The organism is Pseudomonas sp. LP_7_YM, assembly GCF_004364435.1.
Taxonomy (GTDB): Bacteria; Pseudomonadota; Gammaproteobacteria; order Pseudomonadales; family Pseudomonadaceae; genus Aquipseudomonas.
On record NZ_SOCT01000010.1, the window covers coordinates 82,169 to 97,793 of the forward strand.

Annotated in this window: 12 protein-coding genes and 2 pseudogenes; 8 read left to right on the forward strand and 6 right to left on the reverse strand. The window is 56.8% G+C overall.

The window, feature by feature from the left end; all coding sequences use genetic code 11:
* Positions 1–117: 117 nt before the first annotated feature.
* From EC915_RS19840 to EC915_RS19850, 3 genes and pseudogenes are all read right to left on the reverse strand, one after another.
* Positions 118–273 carry a hypothetical protein gene (locus EC915_RS19840; protein WP_133752215.1) on the reverse strand — a complete coding sequence of 52 codons (156 nt, stop codon included), beginning with the start codon at positions 271–273 and terminating at the stop codon, positions 118–120.
* Between the two features lie 492 nt (positions 274–765).
* Positions 766–1,064, reverse strand: a pseudogene (locus EC915_RS25355) (transposase); the annotation flags it as partial.
* Between the two features lie 109 nt (positions 1,065–1,173).
* Positions 1,174–2,157, reverse strand: a complete 984-nt coding sequence (locus tag EC915_RS19850; RefSeq protein ID WP_133752216.1) for an NADPH:quinone reductase — start codon at positions 2,155–2,157, stop codon at positions 1,174–1,176.
* Positions 2,158–2,298: 141 nt separating this feature from the next.
* Here EC915_RS19850 and EC915_RS19855 point away from each other — a divergent pair, with 141 nt between their 5' ends.
* Both EC915_RS19855 and EC915_RS19860 read left to right on the forward strand, forming a co-directional pair.
* On the forward strand, positions 2,299–2,643 hold the full coding sequence (locus EC915_RS19855; RefSeq protein ID WP_133752217.1) for a helix-turn-helix domain-containing protein: 345 nt from the start codon (positions 2,299–2,301) through the stop codon (positions 2,641–2,643).
* Positions 2,644–2,894: 251 nt separating this feature from the next.
* A complete protein-coding gene (locus tag EC915_RS19860) occupies positions 2,895–3,683 on the forward strand; it encodes a DUF6671 family protein (protein WP_133752218.1) in 789 nt (262 codons plus the stop codon).
* Between the two features lie 6 nt (positions 3,684–3,689).
* Here EC915_RS19860 and EC915_RS19865 read toward each other — a convergent pair whose 3' ends face one another.
* Positions 3,690–4,673, reverse strand: a complete 984-nt coding sequence (locus EC915_RS19865; protein WP_133752219.1) for a LysR substrate-binding domain-containing protein — start codon at positions 4,671–4,673, stop codon at positions 3,690–3,692.
* Positions 4,674–5,316: 643 nt separating this feature from the next.
* Between EC915_RS19865 and EC915_RS19870 the strand changes: the two genes are divergently transcribed.
* The 5 genes and pseudogenes from EC915_RS19870 (at position 5,317) to EC915_RS19890 (ending at position 8,385) form a co-directional block, all read left to right on the forward strand.
* A complete protein-coding gene (locus EC915_RS19870; RefSeq protein ID WP_133752220.1) occupies positions 5,317–5,646 on the forward strand; it encodes a hypothetical protein in 330 nt (109 codons plus the stop codon).
* Positions 5,643–5,807 (forward strand): M20 family metallopeptidase, encoded by a 165-nt coding sequence (locus EC915_RS25720; protein WP_166651045.1) that lies wholly within the window; start codon positions 5,643–5,645, stop codon positions 5,805–5,807. Before EC915_RS19870 ends, EC915_RS25720 begins: the two co-directional genes overlap by 4 nt.
* On the forward strand, positions 5,740–6,258 hold the full coding sequence (locus EC915_RS19880) for a peptidase dimerization domain-containing protein (protein ID WP_166651046.1): 519 nt from the start codon (positions 5,740–5,742) through the stop codon (positions 6,256–6,258). Before EC915_RS25720 ends, EC915_RS19880 begins: the two co-directional genes overlap by 68 nt.
* Positions 6,255–6,791, forward strand: a complete 537-nt coding sequence (locus EC915_RS19885) for a cysteine hydrolase (RefSeq protein ID WP_133752222.1) — start codon at positions 6,255–6,257, stop codon at positions 6,789–6,791. The genes EC915_RS19880 and EC915_RS19885 overlap by 4 nt, the downstream gene beginning before the upstream one ends.
* Positions 6,792–7,004: 213 nt before the next feature.
* Positions 7,005–8,385, forward strand: a pseudogene (locus EC915_RS19890) (IS1182 family transposase).
* 175 nt (positions 8,386–8,560) lie between these two features.
* On the opposite strand, the gene EC915_RS19895 reads toward EC915_RS19890, so the two are convergent.
* Positions 8,561–9,466, reverse strand: coding sequence for an arginase family protein (locus tag EC915_RS19895; protein ID WP_133752223.1), 906 nt, complete (start codon positions 9,464–9,466; stop codon positions 8,561–8,563).
* 229 nt (positions 9,467–9,695) lie between these two features.
* Positions 9,696–10,211, reverse strand: a complete 516-nt coding sequence (locus EC915_RS25360) for a hypothetical protein (RefSeq protein ID WP_256658790.1) — start codon at positions 10,209–10,211, stop codon at positions 9,696–9,698.
* A gap of 477 nt (positions 10,212–10,688) precedes the next feature.
* Between EC915_RS25360 and EC915_RS19900 the strand changes: the two genes are divergently transcribed.
* The gene (locus EC915_RS19900) at positions 10,689–15,596 is read left to right on the forward strand and encodes a DUF3320 domain-containing protein (protein ID WP_256658791.1); all 4,908 of its coding nucleotides are present in this window, start codon (positions 10,689–10,691) and stop codon (positions 15,594–15,596) included.
* Positions 15,597–15,625: the final 29 nt, after the last annotated feature.

Sequence of the window (15,625 nt, forward strand, 5' to 3'; positions counted from 1 at the left end):
GCATCAAGCGCTCTTGCGCCAGAGTTTTTGCATGCAACGTGAATACGCGGCGATGTGGCGGCGGCCGGCTTCAGCCAGCGCCGCCAACGGCAATCTCAGGTCAGGTCAGTGCTTGGCTCAAGCCTGCTCGTCTTCCTTGTCATCGTCGTGCTTGAGTGCCGGCTTTAGGCCTGGCTGGGGGGCGTGCTCGGCATTGGGTGCGATTTCTTCGCCGTGATTCTTTTTCTCTTGCTGGACTTTTTTGTCGTGGGCGACGTTACGTGGGTCGGTCATGGGAGTTCCTTGGTTAGGCAGAGGATTGAAACACCCATCGACGCGATACGCTGCATGTGAGCGTCTGGGCAAGATTTGGAGCGACATCAAGCTCAAGCGTTCAGTGCATCTGCGCCGCAACTGCGATGTGAGGCCTAAATCAGAGCGACCCTTCAGCGAAAACATCAGATTACGCGGATCGCCATAGACACCTGTACCCAACGGGCGAACAACATTTCGCCTTTCTTACGTTCGTGACGAGAGCGCACATATTCCGGCGTGTTCGCGACTCGCCGAGCCACATGACGAGCCGCGTCAGGAACGTTGCGGGCGATGTTCGAACCGAAGTGTTCGGGCAGCACTGGCTTTCATCGGACAGGTCGCGCAGTCGGTTTGTCTGGATCGGAAGATGATGGTGTTGGCTTTGTGAGGTGCGAGCATTCGTTCTTGAAGGCTCGCTATTCGCTGCGCAGTACGTTGCCGGAAGGGCAGCGATACTCTTGCGCCTTTTCATTCATCCTCAAGGCTCAACCGACAAAACCAGCAATACGCCAGGTTCAAATGGGCCTCCTCATACAAGCGCCGTTCGGAGCGAATGCCATAGCAATAACCCGCGACTAGCATGCGGTCATCAGCTCAGGATCAATCGAAGGGCGCCCAATCGGGCTATAGAGATCGGCGAGGTAGTGGTGCAGATCGCTCAGATCGAGACACCGATCAATGCTGCACAGAAGGTGATTGGAGGGGATGTGATCTTCAAGGCTGAACGAGTAAGACAGCTGATCCTGCCCGCTCGATAACTGTCCCATCATGCTGCGTACTCTCCCGCTGGATTTGCCCCAGGCCAAGCGAGAGAGCTACTTTTTCAACAGAATCGGCCACTTGCAGCGCTTAGCGATGCCGGCTATGTGACTGACCCGCTCACAAAGCGACGAGTACCTTGCCCATAACGGATGCCGATTCAAGAGCGAAATGCGCGTCGGCGATCCTCTCCAGCGGCACACTCATCCCGATATGGGGCGCATAGTTGCCACTGGCCAGGCAGGCGCTGATGTCCCTGATCGCTTCGATTTTCGCCGCCACGGGTACCGAATAGATAAACACGAAGCGCAGCACGCATCCGTGCACCATCGCGCTTAATAGCGGTAACGTGAGCTCGTCGGTGGCATGCGTCATCGCGTAGGAACTGATGATCCCCCCAGGCGCCAGGCATGCAATGTCTATATCCAGGTTCGCTTTCACGTTAACGTCAACGATGCGGTCAACACCCGTATTGCCCGTGCGTGCTTTGACTACCTCGGCAACATCTTCATTTAGACGATCCAATACCACGTCTGCCCCCGCCGCCCGAGCGACGGCGGCCTGCTCTTCATTCATGACGGTGGCCGCTACCCACGCGCCCGCCCACTTTGCCAGGAGGATGGCGGCAGTGCCGACCACGCCCGCTCCGCCCTGCACCAGTACATTCCTGCTGCGGATGTCGCCATCGGCGAAGAGACAACGATGAGCAGTCAGGGCCGGGATGCCGAGTGATGCGCCGACCTCGAAAGACACGTTATCAGGCAGTGGCACGGCCTGCGCCGACGGCACCACGACATAGTCGGCTGCGGTTCCTGTGGGCCTGCCGTACTGCGCTTCATAGATCCATACCCGCTGGCCTACCCGACTAGCCTCTTTCGGATCGCCCACGGCGTCAATGACGCCCGCGCCGTCCTGGTGCGGAATGATTCGCGAGAACGGCATCGCGGAGGAGAACCCCGTGCGGGCCTTGAGGTCAGTAGGGTTCAGTCCCGACACGTGCACCCGCACTCGGACTTCTCCGGGGCCGGGTTGGGGGTCGGGGATTTCGGCGACGCAAAGCACTTCATGTGCGGGGCCTTGACGCTCGTAAAAAGCGGCTTTCATGGATATGTTCTCCGACGTAGAAGGCATGCTTCAGTGAGGCACTATTATCGAAATTAAGTATATTTTTACAAGTAGGCACACACTTTATACATAAGGATAAAAAGCATACTATTGAGGCTTTATCTGAACCGAGGTAGCGTCATGACGCGTGGCAAGCTCGATCAATACCGATGCACAGTCGAAATCACCGTCCACATCGCGGGCGGCAAATGGAAGCCGTTGATCATTCACTACCTGCTGAGCGGAACCAAGCGTTTCGGGGAACTGAAAAAGCTGATCGGCGGGGTCACGCAGCGCTCGTTGACGTTGCAGCTGCGCGAGCTTGAAGCAAACGGCATTGTCAGCCGTGAAGTATTTGCCGAAGTGCCTCCACGGGTGGAGTACACGCTGACGGCGCTCGGAAGCACCCTGGCTCCGACACTGGAAGCGATGAAGTCCTGGGGAGAACATTACCTAGAGAGCACGACCTGCAAACAGTGTGGCTAAGCGCAGCGAGCTACGGTTCCTTGCTTGGGAAAAGGACGCCCATGCAGTTCGGTAGGTCTGCTTTGGGTCGTATGGAGCCTTTCACGACCGGCGACCTCGGTCCAATGCGTTCTGCATCGAGTGTTTACGACTGCCGATATGAAAGTTGCATTCCAGCCAGGCATGCCAGCGTTACTCAAATGTCATTTGCGCCTGAATATCCTCGGCGCCTAGGCTCCTTACCGCGAACCCCTAGCCCAATGGACTCAGCCATGACATCTGCCTTTTTAAGCACGTCGGCATCAAGCGCTATCGATCCTGCTCAATCCCCTGCCGTTCTGGTGCAAAAGGTTGCCGGTAGCGAAACCGGTCTCCCTGTTCTGATCGCGACCATGCACGGTAAAGAAGCGGTCCTAGGCCCGACACTGGCCGCATTGGGTTTTCAGGTAATGCTCCCAATCGGTTACGACACGGATGCGCTAGGGACGTTTTCAGGTGATGTGCGACGGCCGGGCACGGCTTTCGAAGCGGCGCTCGAGAAAGCCAGGCGCGCTTGTGATGCCACCGGAGTGGCCCGCGCGGTGTCCAGTGAGGGCACGTACCGTCCATCTCAAGCTTTGTTTCCAGGCGCTCGAAACGCCGAACTGCTGGCGTTTGTCGACCGTGAAACCGGCTTCGAATGTGTCGAATATGTGACCGATACGCCGACACGCTTCGACAAGGGGCGGGTGCCTCCAGACATTAACGCCCCCGAAGTACAAGCTTTACTGAGAACGATCGGCTGGCCGCAGATCAAAGTGCTGGTCGTTCCGCAAGATCCGGGTGAGGGGGTGGTTATGCCGGAATGGGTGTTCAAGGGCATCGGCAATGAGCGGGAGCTTGCTGAGGCCTTCGACGTCTGTGCAAGTTACTCGACAGATGGGTGGGTCCATCTGGAGACCGACCTTCGCGCCCACATGAATCCTTCCCGTATGGCCTCAATCGCCACGGTCGGCGAGCGTCTGGCGCTGCGTCTCGCAGCGCAGGGTTATCGGAGCGACCCCTTTCGGTTGAGCCGATAACTTCCGCTATATCGCCATAGAGCTAATCCGCAGGCTGGCCCCGATCCGATAGGGCAAGCCTTCGACCGGAGTCGGCGACACGCTCAGAGGGCTGGTCATGCTTGTCAACAGCCACTGTATGAAGACCTCCACAGCTTCATTGTGACCAGGGCCGCGGCAGATATAGAAAGCACGGGGACTTTCGACACGGATTCCCAAAGGCGCTATCAGCGAGCCTGTTTCAATCAGATGATTGACCAACGGTGAGCTCCCCAGAGCAACGCCATGCCCCATCGTGGCGGCATGGATCATCTGATCGAAATGACTGAACCGTAGCCCCACCTGGTGGACGGGGGCGACAGCATGGCAAGCCGTCAACCAGTGCCCCCACTGCAACCAAGGCCAGGCATTCTGCGAATCGCTCAGGTGTAGCAGCGTGTGTCGGTACAAATCCTGAATGCAATCCAGAGCCCGCCCCTCTCGGCGTAACAATGAAGGGCTACATACCGGAAAAACCTTCTCGACCGCCAGCCGAACATCAGTCGTCGGGTCTATCTGGTCGGGTCCGCAGTAACGGATGGCGAGATCAGCAACATCCTGCTTGAGGTCGATGATCCGGTTATCTGCTTCGAGGTGAATGGCGATTTCGGGGTGCATATCTCGAAAATGCGCCAGACGCGGCACTAACCAAAGTGACGCGAAAGCGGTGGTGGTGGAAATCTTGACGCTCAACTGGGCGGGGTCCTTGCGCAGGCCGTCCACGGTCTGCGCCAGCTGTGCGAGGGTGACGTTGACGACATCGAATAGTTCGCGACCTGCTTGCGTCAACTCCAGCGAACGATGCCGACGCTCGAAGAGTGCGATGCCCAAGAAATCTTCGAGTTTCTTTACCTGGCGACTGATAGCGGACTGTGTCACGAAGACTTCGTCGCCTGCCTTTGAAAAACTCAGCTGCCGAGCGGCTGCCTCGAAGCCGATCAAAAGATCAAGGGGGGGTAGTGGCCTACGCATTCGCCAGCCTCTCCTCTTCGACCGGGGTCGTCCACCCGTTCAGTTGTTCATAGCACTGCTGCAGGGCACGGATCACTTTTCCCAAGTTCCGGACGCCCGCGTTGAAAGCGTAGCGAATCATAATCGTCCTTTGATCATCAACTCATTACACCAGCGCGCACAGCGCATGGCGGATTGGTTGCGGGCAAACGTCGTTACTTGTGGTTCCGAGGCTGACGCAGGGCCTTGCCAATATCTGTACTGCACAGGTCAGAAGCACTGCGCCCACCGACCGGGTCGAGTAGCGCGGGAAACTTCATGCAGATACTTCTTGAAACAAATTTATTATGCACCTTCCAAAACTCAGGGGCCAACCGATCCTGAGAATATTTTCCACACCGCTACATTCTTCTGACCACCCTCAAAATCGCCTCGCATGCCTCGCCGCGTTTCACGTATTCCCGGACCGCATTCAATACCTGCCAAATAGTCGTTTGAGCCCTTCGAGGCCGCGGATCACCATCGCCCTCTCGCCGCGGGTTACGTACAGGAGTGACAAGTTGAACGTTCAGCAAATTCGCAGGTTTCAGTCGGTCAGAGCGCAGTCATTAGTGCGGCTCACCCACAGCCGCATCCGGGTTAACGAACGAAAGGTACGCCAGTCGTGAAACTAACTAGCCACTTGACCAGCCCTTCGGTCCAATTAGGACTGAGTATTGGCGTACTGATGTATTGCAGTTACGGCCTGGCGCATGCCGCTTTTGCCAATCCGGTGCTTGCCTTACTGAGTGCCTTTGTCGGCCTGTTCATTCCGTACTACTCAAAGTTGAGCAATAAGCTGGAGGAGATCATCAATCTGCGCACCGCTTTGGTCAGCCTCGGGCGTCTGGGCCGGTTCGTTAGCTGTCGCAGGGACTGGCGTACGGGCTGGTGTTTGAGCCGGGCCTGGAGGATGGCGCCTACGTCAGCAGTCAGTCGGGTATTCGCTGGGTGAAATTAACGACCACAGGTAAGGCCTCGCATGCAGGGCTCGAACCTGAAAACGGCATCGACGCCTGCCTCGACCTTGCGATCAAAGTGCAGAAAATTGCCCGCACTGGCTCGACCGGACGAAAATCTGCTGATCAACCCAGGGGTCATCGAAGGCGGCACTAAACCCAACGTAGTCTGCGACAAGGCCAGCGTGACGATCGATGTGCGCTTCCAGCAACTGAAGGACTGGGACCATACCGTCACCGTGTTGGACGAGAACAGCGGCCATGTCGATATCTACAATCAAAAGTTGAAGCAAGGTACCCATAGCGAATGGGTCAAGCTCGCCGAAATGCCCGTGCTGCCAGCCACCGGCAGCCGCGAACTGGTCAACCTGGGCAGTGAGGTGGCGAAATCTCTCGGGCAGACGTTCAAGGCCCGCGCCGTTGGCTATGGCAGCGACGGCAATAATATAGCCAGTCCGAATATCCAGATATTGGTCGGATTGGGCCCGTACGGGGATGGCATGCATTCGGAGAAGGAATTCATGCAGTTATCGTCCTATCAAGAGCGTTTGATTTTTGCCACGGCTCTTATCAGAAAACTAAACCCAGCAACGAGGACCACTCCGTGAAAGCATTGATCGTAATAGATATTCAACGCGAATATATCGCGGCAGGCCGCAAGTTTCATATCGAGTCCATAGGCCCCTCGCTGCAAAACGCTTATTCAATGCTGCAGTTTGCGCGCGAAGCCAACTGGCCGATCATCCATGTTCAGCATCTGCAAGACGGCGACCTGTTTAACCGCGATTCGGACGCCGCGGACTTCATCGACGGGTTCACCCCGCAAGTCGGTGAATCCCACGCCGTGAAAGGCAATTATTCGTCTTTTTCGTCTCCGGCCTTCGTGGAGTTCGCGAAAGAACATGCCGATCACGAACTCGTAGTGATCGGCTACGGCACAACGATGTGCTGCCTTTCGACCATCGTAGATAGCTACCATCGGGGTTACCGCGTTGCCTTGGTCAAGGACGCCACAGCGGCACTGGCTGCCGACGGGCTGTCTGAGGCGACGTTGCACCAGCATGCGACGACCATCCTCAAGACCTTTGCGCGGGTCACCACCCTTGCTCAGGAAACCGAGGCGCTTGAGGCTGTAGGCTGACATCGATAGAGGCTAACGTTTACCAATGTGTCCGTCGAATTCACCTGTGCTCAACGCTTCGGGGCGTTTGGCGGGCCCTGAAACCTTGCTTGTTAATGCTGCCTTGACTGGACCACGTGCAATGGCGGCCATCGGCCGATTCTGTTGAAAAAGTAGCTCTCCTGCTTGACCTGAGGCAAAATCTGCTCATCGGCCAGCGGGAGAGTACGCAGCATGATGGGACAGTTATCGAGTGGGCAGGATCGGCTGTTTTACTCGTTCAACCTTGAAGACCACATCCCAACAAATCACCTGCTGCGCAGCATTGATCGGTGTCTCGATCTGAGCGACCTGCGCCACTATCTCGCCGATTTCTATAGCCCGATTGGGCGTCCTTCGATTGATCCTGAGTTGATGATCCGCATGCTGGTCGTGGGCTATTGCTATGGCATTCGCTCCGAACGGCGCTTGTGTGAAGAGGCCCATTTGAACTTGGCGTATCGCTGGTTCTGCCGGTTAAGCCTTGAGGATGAAGTTCCCAATCACTCGACGTTTTCCAAGAATCGACACGGCCGTTTCCGGGACAGCGATCTGTTTCGCTGGCTGTTTAATGAAGTGTTACGTCGCTGCATGGACGCGGGTCTGGTCAAGGGCGAAGGCTTTGCCGTGGACGCCAGCATTATCAAGGCGCACGCGAGTCGGCAGCGTGGCGTGCCTGGCGATGAAGAGATCAACTGGCGCGACCCGTCTCTGAGCACTCGTGCTGTCCGTGAGTACCTCGAAGCACTCGATGAAGAGGCGCTGACTGAAGCACTTCCCAAGCGCTTATCGCTGACTGATCCCCTATCCCCTATCCCGTTGGACGGCGGCCCCGGGTGGCCCAGCGTTTTTCGCCTACTCCACGAACTACCTGATTGATGTCGAGCATGGCGTGATCATGGACGTAGAGCCGACACCAGCTCATCGAACCGCCGAGGTCGAGAGCACCAAGACCATGATTGATCGAGTCGAAGAGTTGTTCGACATCAAACCGGATCGCTTAATCGGCGATACCGCTTACGGCACAGCACCGATGTTGGCCTGGATGGTGGAAGAGAAAGATATCGAGCCGCATGTGCCGGTGTGGGATAAAACCGAGCGTAAGGGCGACAGTTTTTCGATCAGCGACTTCCACTGGAATAAAGACGCTGAGGAGTATCGCTGTCCTGCTGGCAAGGCATTACGTAGCGAATGGCGAGCTTTCAAGAACCTGCGCTCACACGTGACGAAAGCCAACACCATCAACTTCCGATCCAGCCAAACCGACTGCGCGACATGTCCGATGAAAGCCAAGTGCTGCCCGAACACTGCGGTTCGTAAGATCGCCCGCAGTGTTCATGAAGCGGCTCGCGATGTGGCTCGGCAAATCGCGAAGACGCCGGAATATGTGCGCTCTCGTCACGAACGTAAGAAGGTAGAAATGTTATTTGCCCACCTCAAGCGCATCTTGAAACTGGATCGCTTGCGACTACGAGGGATGAGTGGCGCTACCGATGAATTTACGTTAGCGGCTGCGGTACAGAACCTGCGCCGACTGGCCAAACTCAGCTCTCACGGGCCGCCAACCACAGGATAGGTGCGCCCGAAATCAGCAAAAAACCTCAAATTAACCCACTGACAAAGCAGCAACGGTCAACGAAGTACCGAAAAACCACTTAACAGTGGTGAATAGGTTCTTTGATGAGGCCAAGCTCAGCGTCACGTTTCCTGAAAAATCGACTTTTTCAACAGAATCGGTCGAAAGTAGCCATTTAGTCCGGGAGCGGCAGCCGCGCCATCATCCCAATGAGGGTGGCGGCAAAGCGACCGTCGGGGTCCAGGTCAGGGTCGAATACCGTGACGGTCATCCCCCGGCAACGAGAATCAGCCACGAATGGGCTCATGATGCTCACCAGGTCGTCAATTGGAATCCCCGGAGAGCCCGGGCAATCGACGGCCGGCATAACTGCCTGATCCAAAACATCAACGTCCAGATGTATCCAGAAACCCTGATCAGGCACTTTGTCGAGCGTAGTACGAATGCGTTCAATGACTGCCGCCGGACCTATCATCACAGCCTCGAAGACATCGATCCGGGTGATAGCGGTGCTGTTTATGTCGGGCCAGGCGAAGTCATCATCGCGGTTTTCGCGTTCGCCCAATTGAATGACATCAGCCTCAGCAACCAGCGGACCGGCGATGTCTGGCCATTCAGTCGCGAGCGAGTCGCCACGACCGGTCGCCATTGCCAGGTCCATGCCCGCTACAGCCCCCAGGCTTTGCTCCGGGTCGTAGTTATCTGGGTGGCGGAAGTCGCTGTGCCCATCGATATGAATGAGCGAAAGCGGGCCTGCGTCACGCGCGCCTGCGAGTGCCCCCAAAAGAATTGAGCAATCCCCTCCAATAACGAGCGCAAAGTCACCGTTCCGGGATGCGCCACGCACCAGGTCCGCAAGGGCCAGATTGAATTCGCGCATGGCATAACCGTTACGCAACCGTGTGCCTGCTTGCGCCTGTGTTGAATAAACGAGGCGCGGCAATTCTTTGAATGTATGAGGCCCAGTCATCTGGAGCAGCCCGGCAGTGATCAGCGCAGCAGGAGCCCTCCATGTACCAGGCTCATGGTTTGGCCGCAGAGGGCTTAGCCCGAGGTTGGAGGGCGCTGCGATTACGAGCATGGTGTTGAGGTCAGCATTTGGTATTTTCCAACATGTTGTCCGGGGCGTGAGGCGAAGGGTTGTTAGCGTAGCACTCCCTATTCGTAGAGATTGGGGCTTGGTCTCAGCATCCTCATGGGCTTACCCCGGAAGCTGGCCGGGTTGTCTCGCAAGTACGCCTGCCTGTGGATATCGGCGGCTTTCCAATCCGCTGGATTCTACGATAAACAAATTCCCAACCATCGATTACTCATGGACTATAGGCGCCAATTGGCGGCCTCTTCGTGAGGCCAGCGCTCTCAGTTGCAGGAGCCCGTGAATGAACATCAAGATTGAGGCGCTGATCGCCCGCAAAATCGGTTTCGCCTCTCACCAGAATGCCGTTCCACTCGTACGTGAGTTGAGCCTCTGGAACCAGGAACAAACAAACTTTGAAAGCCTGCTCCTGACGTTGAGCACCGACCCGGATTTCGTCGAAAGCCGAACCTGGCATATTGACCGCCTCAACGCCGGTGATCGTCTCAGCATCTCTGAACGCGACATCAAGCTTAATGCCGGTTACCTGTCTGGACTGACTGAAAGCTTGAACGCCGATGTCGTAATGCGCTTGTCCCAGGGTGACAATCTGCTCATCGAGCAGCGGTTTCCGACCGAATTGCTCGCTCGCACCGAATGGGGCGGTTTGAGTGCCATGCCGGAGTTGCTGGCTGCTTTCTGCATGCCCAACGATCCGGCAGTGGATCGGGTACTCAAAGCGGCTTCTCAAGTCTTGCAACGTGCAGGAAAGAAGGACGGCATTGATGGATATGAGAGCAAATCGCGCACACGCACTTGGGAGCTTGCCTCCGCCATATGGTCTGGGGTGTGCAGCTTTCAGTTGAGCTATGCGTTACCACCAGCAAGTTTTGAGCAACAGGGTCAGAAAGTCAGACCTCCTGGTCTGGTTCTGGAAAATGGGGTGGCGACCTGTCTGGACACTGCATTGTTGTTCGCGGCAGCTCTGGAACAGGCTGGGTTGAATGCCTTGCTCATCATGACCAAGGGGCACGCGTTCGCAGGCGTTTGGTTGCAGCCTCAAGAATTTGCCCAGTTGCTGACCGATGAAGCGTCAGCAGTACGCAAGCGTCTCGATTTGAAGGAGATGGTGGTTTTCGAGACTACCCTCGCTACACAAGCGCCTGCGCCCAGCTTCTCTCAAGCGGTCGCAGCGGCTGAGCGGCAACTCGATGACGAGCAGTTCCTCATGGCCATCGATCTGCACCGTGCCCGGATGCAGAAGATTCGCCCTATGACATTAGCATCCGCAGTGAACGCATCTGATGGGAGTGATTACTCACCGCCGACCGCTGAAGGTTTGGAGGAAGCTCCGGTACTCCCAGGTTTCGATGTCGAAATCAATGAAGGCAACAAAGGTCCTGCCGACAAACTCACCCTGTGGCAACGCAAACTCCTCGATCTGACAACTCGCAACCGTCTCCTGCACCTCCCCGATAGTGCTAAAGGCGTGCGTCTTCTTTGCCCGGACCCCGCCGCTCTTGAAGATTTACTTTCCAGTGGCGGGCGTATTCGCGTGGTCCCGGTACCTGACCTGAAAAGCAGTGGCCGTGATATGGCTCTGTACGAGCAGCAAAATAATGAAAGCCTGGTCGACGAAGTCGCTCGTCAGGCACTCGCTCGGGGCGAGGTGCTCGCCAGCCTTGAGAAGGTCAAGCTTGAAGCAACACTGGTTGATCTGTTCCGCAAGGCGCGTAGCGATCAGGAGGAGGGTGGGGCAAACACCCTGTTCTTGGCCATCGGCTTTCTCAAGTGGAAGAAAAGCGCAGAAGATCCCAAAACCTACTCCGCCCCACTGATTTTGCTGCCGGTCAAACTCGAACGCAAAAGTGCCCTGTCTGGCGTGACGCTTAGCCTGCTGGACGAGGAGCCGCGCTTCAACCTGACGTTGCTTGAACTGCTGCGTCATGATTTTGAATTGATGATTCCAGGCCTCGATGGCGAATTACCAAGTGATGAAAGCGGTATCGATGTGACCGGCATCTGGAACATGGTGCGGCGAGCGGTACGCGACGTGCCAGGATTCGAGGTAAGCACAGAACTGGTTTTGGGCACCTTCTCGTTTGCCAAATATTTGATGTGGAAAGATCTGAATGCCAATGCGGCGCAGTTGATGCAAAGCCCTTTGGTCAAGCATCTGTTAGCGCCAAGCGAAACAGGTAATGGCTTCTCCGGCTCGGACGAATTTCCTAGACCTGAGCAGTTGGACTCATCAGTAACGCCTGCTCAGCTTTTTGCACCATTGCCGGCAGACTCCTCGCAGCTATCAGCCGTCGTGGCATCTGCCAGCACGCATAGTTTTGTAATGGATGGACCTCCCGGAACCGGTAAGTCGCAGACCATTGCCAACATGATTGCCCACAATCTGGCGCTCGGGCGTCGCGTACTATTCGTGGCAGAAAAACGTGCGGCACTCGACGTTGTTTATCGTCGCCTGGCAGAGAAGGGGCTGGGCGAGTTCTGCCTGGAGCTGCATTCAAGTAAGGCGTCGAAAGTTGAAGTGCTCAAGCAGTTGGATCGCGCCTGGGATGTTAGCGACGCGTTGAGCGCCGAAGAATGGGAGCGTGAAGCCACTCGATTGCAGACGCTGCGCTCGCGACTCAACCAGTTGGTCGAAGTCCTGCATCGCCGCAGGGGGAATGGTCTTTCCCTGCACCAGTCGATAGGTCGTGTCGTTCGTGACCATGGCTCTCAGACACCCAGATTGGCTTGGCCGCCTGGCACGGAACACAATGCAGTCGAGTACGGCCAAATGCTTGACCTTGCACGTCGTCTTGGCCTCAATGGTGCCACCGCACGCGATTTGTCTGGCAAGTTCGGCGCTCTGGCGCAGACCCAATGGTCGAACGCCTGGCAGGCGCAGATCGCCAGCGCCTCGCGCGAATTGCCTGAGGCGCTGGATGCACTGAATGGCGCAGGCGAAAGGCTGGTTGTCCTGACGCACCTGCCGTTGCCGATAGCTGAAGTGATACAGGTCCAGCAGCTGAGCGATTTGGCAGCCCTGATTGCGCAATCCTATGGACAGAACCTTTCATTCGCTTTTGCCCCCGATGCTATCGCGCGTATGGAGTCAGCCCGACGTGCTTGTCAATTGATCGAGGGCTATCGGGAGCTTGAGCAAAGCCTTTCACTGGATTACGCCGATCAGGCGTGCCGTCGCATTCCGGTCGAGCAGATGCGCAGCGAGTGGCGAGAGGCAGAAGGCAAGTTCTGGTTCCTGGCGACATCCGCCAAGAAAAAGGTGGCGAAGAAATTGGCCGCTTTAGGGGGCGCATCGGGCCTTCCAGACATGCTGGGCGACCTCGCTGTTTTCGAGCGCCTGAGTTCGCAGCTACTGGCGCTGGACGCGTTGTCGAGTGACATGCAGTCGATCCCAGGCTGGCAAGGGCTGGCCAGCGACACCTCCCAAATACTGCGCGCCGTTATATTGGCCGAGAATCTGCGTGGGCTACTGAGTGCGCTGGCGGAATCGCCCGACCACTTGGTGTCATTGCGCGGCACAGTTGCGCGTTTGGTCATTGATGCGAACGACATGCTGGCGCCGGGCGGGCACATTGGTGCTGCGTTAACGACGCTGCAACAGGCCTTGTCCCGCTATGCCGACCAAGCCCGGCGGTTTGCTGGGCTGGCCGCGACAAGCACCAACGCCCACCTGAGCGTTGCCGCATTGCGGGCTACGTCACTTTCCATTCAGCAGCAAGAAGAGCAGCTCAAGGCCTGGTGCGATTGGTGCCGGGTGCGCGAACAAGCTACCGAGGTTGGTCTGGGCAGTCTGGCGCAGGCATTGGAAGCAGGGAGTCTATTGCCAACCGCCTGTGAGGAAGCTTTTGTCACTGCTTATGCACACTGGTTTGCGACCCAAGGCATCGACAGCGAACCGCTTCTGAGAAACTTCGTCGCTGCCGAACACATGAGTGATATAGGCGCTTTCGTCCGCCTGGACGACGAACTGGCGAAACTGACGGTGCGTTATATCCGGGCGAAACTCTGCGGTCTGGTTCCTTCGAAGAATGACATCCCCAAGAGCAGCGGTTTCGCCATCCTCAAGCATGAATTGCAGAAGTCTCGTCGACACAAACCAGTGCGGCAGTTGGCCATTGAGATGGGCGATGCATTGAATCGCCTGGCTCCGTGCATGCTCATGAGTCCTCTGTCGATTGCGCAGTTCCTGCCTGCCGATCAGCCTCCATTCGATCTGGTCATTTTCGACGAGGCCTCGCAGATTGCTCCGTGGGATGCAATCGGTTCGATAGCCCGGGGCAATCAGGTGGTTATCGCTGGCGACCCGCGTCAGATGCCACCCACGAACTTCTTCAGCCGTGGTCCGAATGCTGGAGACGACGATACAGCAGAAGACATGGAGAGCATTCTGGACGAATGCCTGGGCGCCGGGGTGCCGAGCCACAGTCTGAGCTGGCACTACCGTAGTCGCCATGAAAGCCTGATTGCGTTCTCCAATCACCGTTACTACGACAGCAACCTGATTACTTTTCCTGCGGCAGAGACCCGTGCAAGCGCGGTCGAGTGGCGCAGGGTCGAAGGTGTTTATGCAAAAGGAAAAGGGCGCTACAACCAAGCCGAAGCTGAGGCCATTGTCAGCGAAACCGTGAAGCGTCTTACTGATCCTGCCTTCGTAGCGGCTGGGCATTCAATCGGGATCATCACGCTTAATTCTGATCAGCAAAAGCTGATTAACGATCTGCTGGACACGGCCCGAAAGCAATACCCCCAGATTGAGCCGTTCTTCCAGGACACCCAGACTGAACCTGTGGTCGTCAAGAACCTGGAAACGGTCCAGGGCGATGAGCGCGACCTGATAATGCTCGGCATAGGCTATGGCCCAACCGAGGCGGGCGCGCCGGTCATGTCCATGAACTTTGGCCCTCTCAACAAAGACGGTGGGTGGCGCAGGCTTAACGTCGCGATCACCCGGTCAAGACGAGAGATGTTGGTATTCACATCGTTCGACCCGTCGATGATCGACCTCAACCGAACCAACGCTCGCGCCGTTCGCGACCTGAAGCACTTCATAGAGTTTGCTCAACGTGGTCCAAGGGCTTTGGCTGAGGCGATACAAGGATCTGTAGGTGGTTATGACTCGCCCTTCGAAGAAGCCGTCGCCCAAGCGCTGCGGCGTCTCGGTTGGCAGGTGGTGCCGCAGATCGGCGTGTCGCGCTTCCGTATCGATCTGGGGATTGTTCACCCTGATCGTCCGGGTGACTACCTGGCCGGCGTTGAATGCGATGGTGCTACCTACCATAGCGCCGCCACCGCTCGGGATCGCGACAAAGTACGAGGCGCTATTCTCAAGGGCTTAGGCTGGAACCTGGTCCGCCTCTGGTCCACGGAGTGGTGGGTCAACAAGGAAGGCGCTCTGCAGAAACTGCACGCAGCTCTGAACGATCTTCTGGCTCAATCCCGATTGGAGGCGGTTCCTGTCCAGACTGATGAACAGGGAGCAGTACCAGTGGTTATTGACTTCGCGGTTCAGGCTGAGATGAGTGAAATCCTCAGTGAATCGCTGCCTGCTTCAGTGGTCGAGCTGCCAGCAGAGATCGCAGAGGTTCGGATAGCGCGCTCTTACGGCGACCAAACCGCTGCAGCACGGCAGGGTGAATACCGGATCACCGATTTTTCACCTCTCGCCCCGTTGATCCGGGCCGAGCAATTTCATATGCCCGAGTACACGCCAGTGCTGTGTCAGATCATCGAAGAAGTACTGCGCCAAGAGGCGCCGATTCTCGATGCACTCTTGGTCCAGCGCGTCGCGCGGGCACACGGTTTCCAACGATCAGGTCGGCTCATTCGGGATAGGGTGATGGAGTTAGCCGAACAGCATCATCACGTTAAGCAGGCGGATTTTGAAGAGGTATTCATCTGGCATGCCGAAGACGATGTAAAGGCGTGGTCGACGTACCGTGTTCCGGCTTCGGCCAGTGATATGCGTTCTATCGAAGAGATTGCGCCGGAGGAGCTGCGTATTGCTGCGAGTATTACTGATGCGGCTGACCGTGCTTTGGAGGTCGCTAGGCTGCTCGGCGTTAAACGACTTACCGGTGCTGCTCGTCAGCGTATCGAGGGGATTCTGCGTGTCTAAGGTGTCTGCATCGTAGAAAAGACATGCAT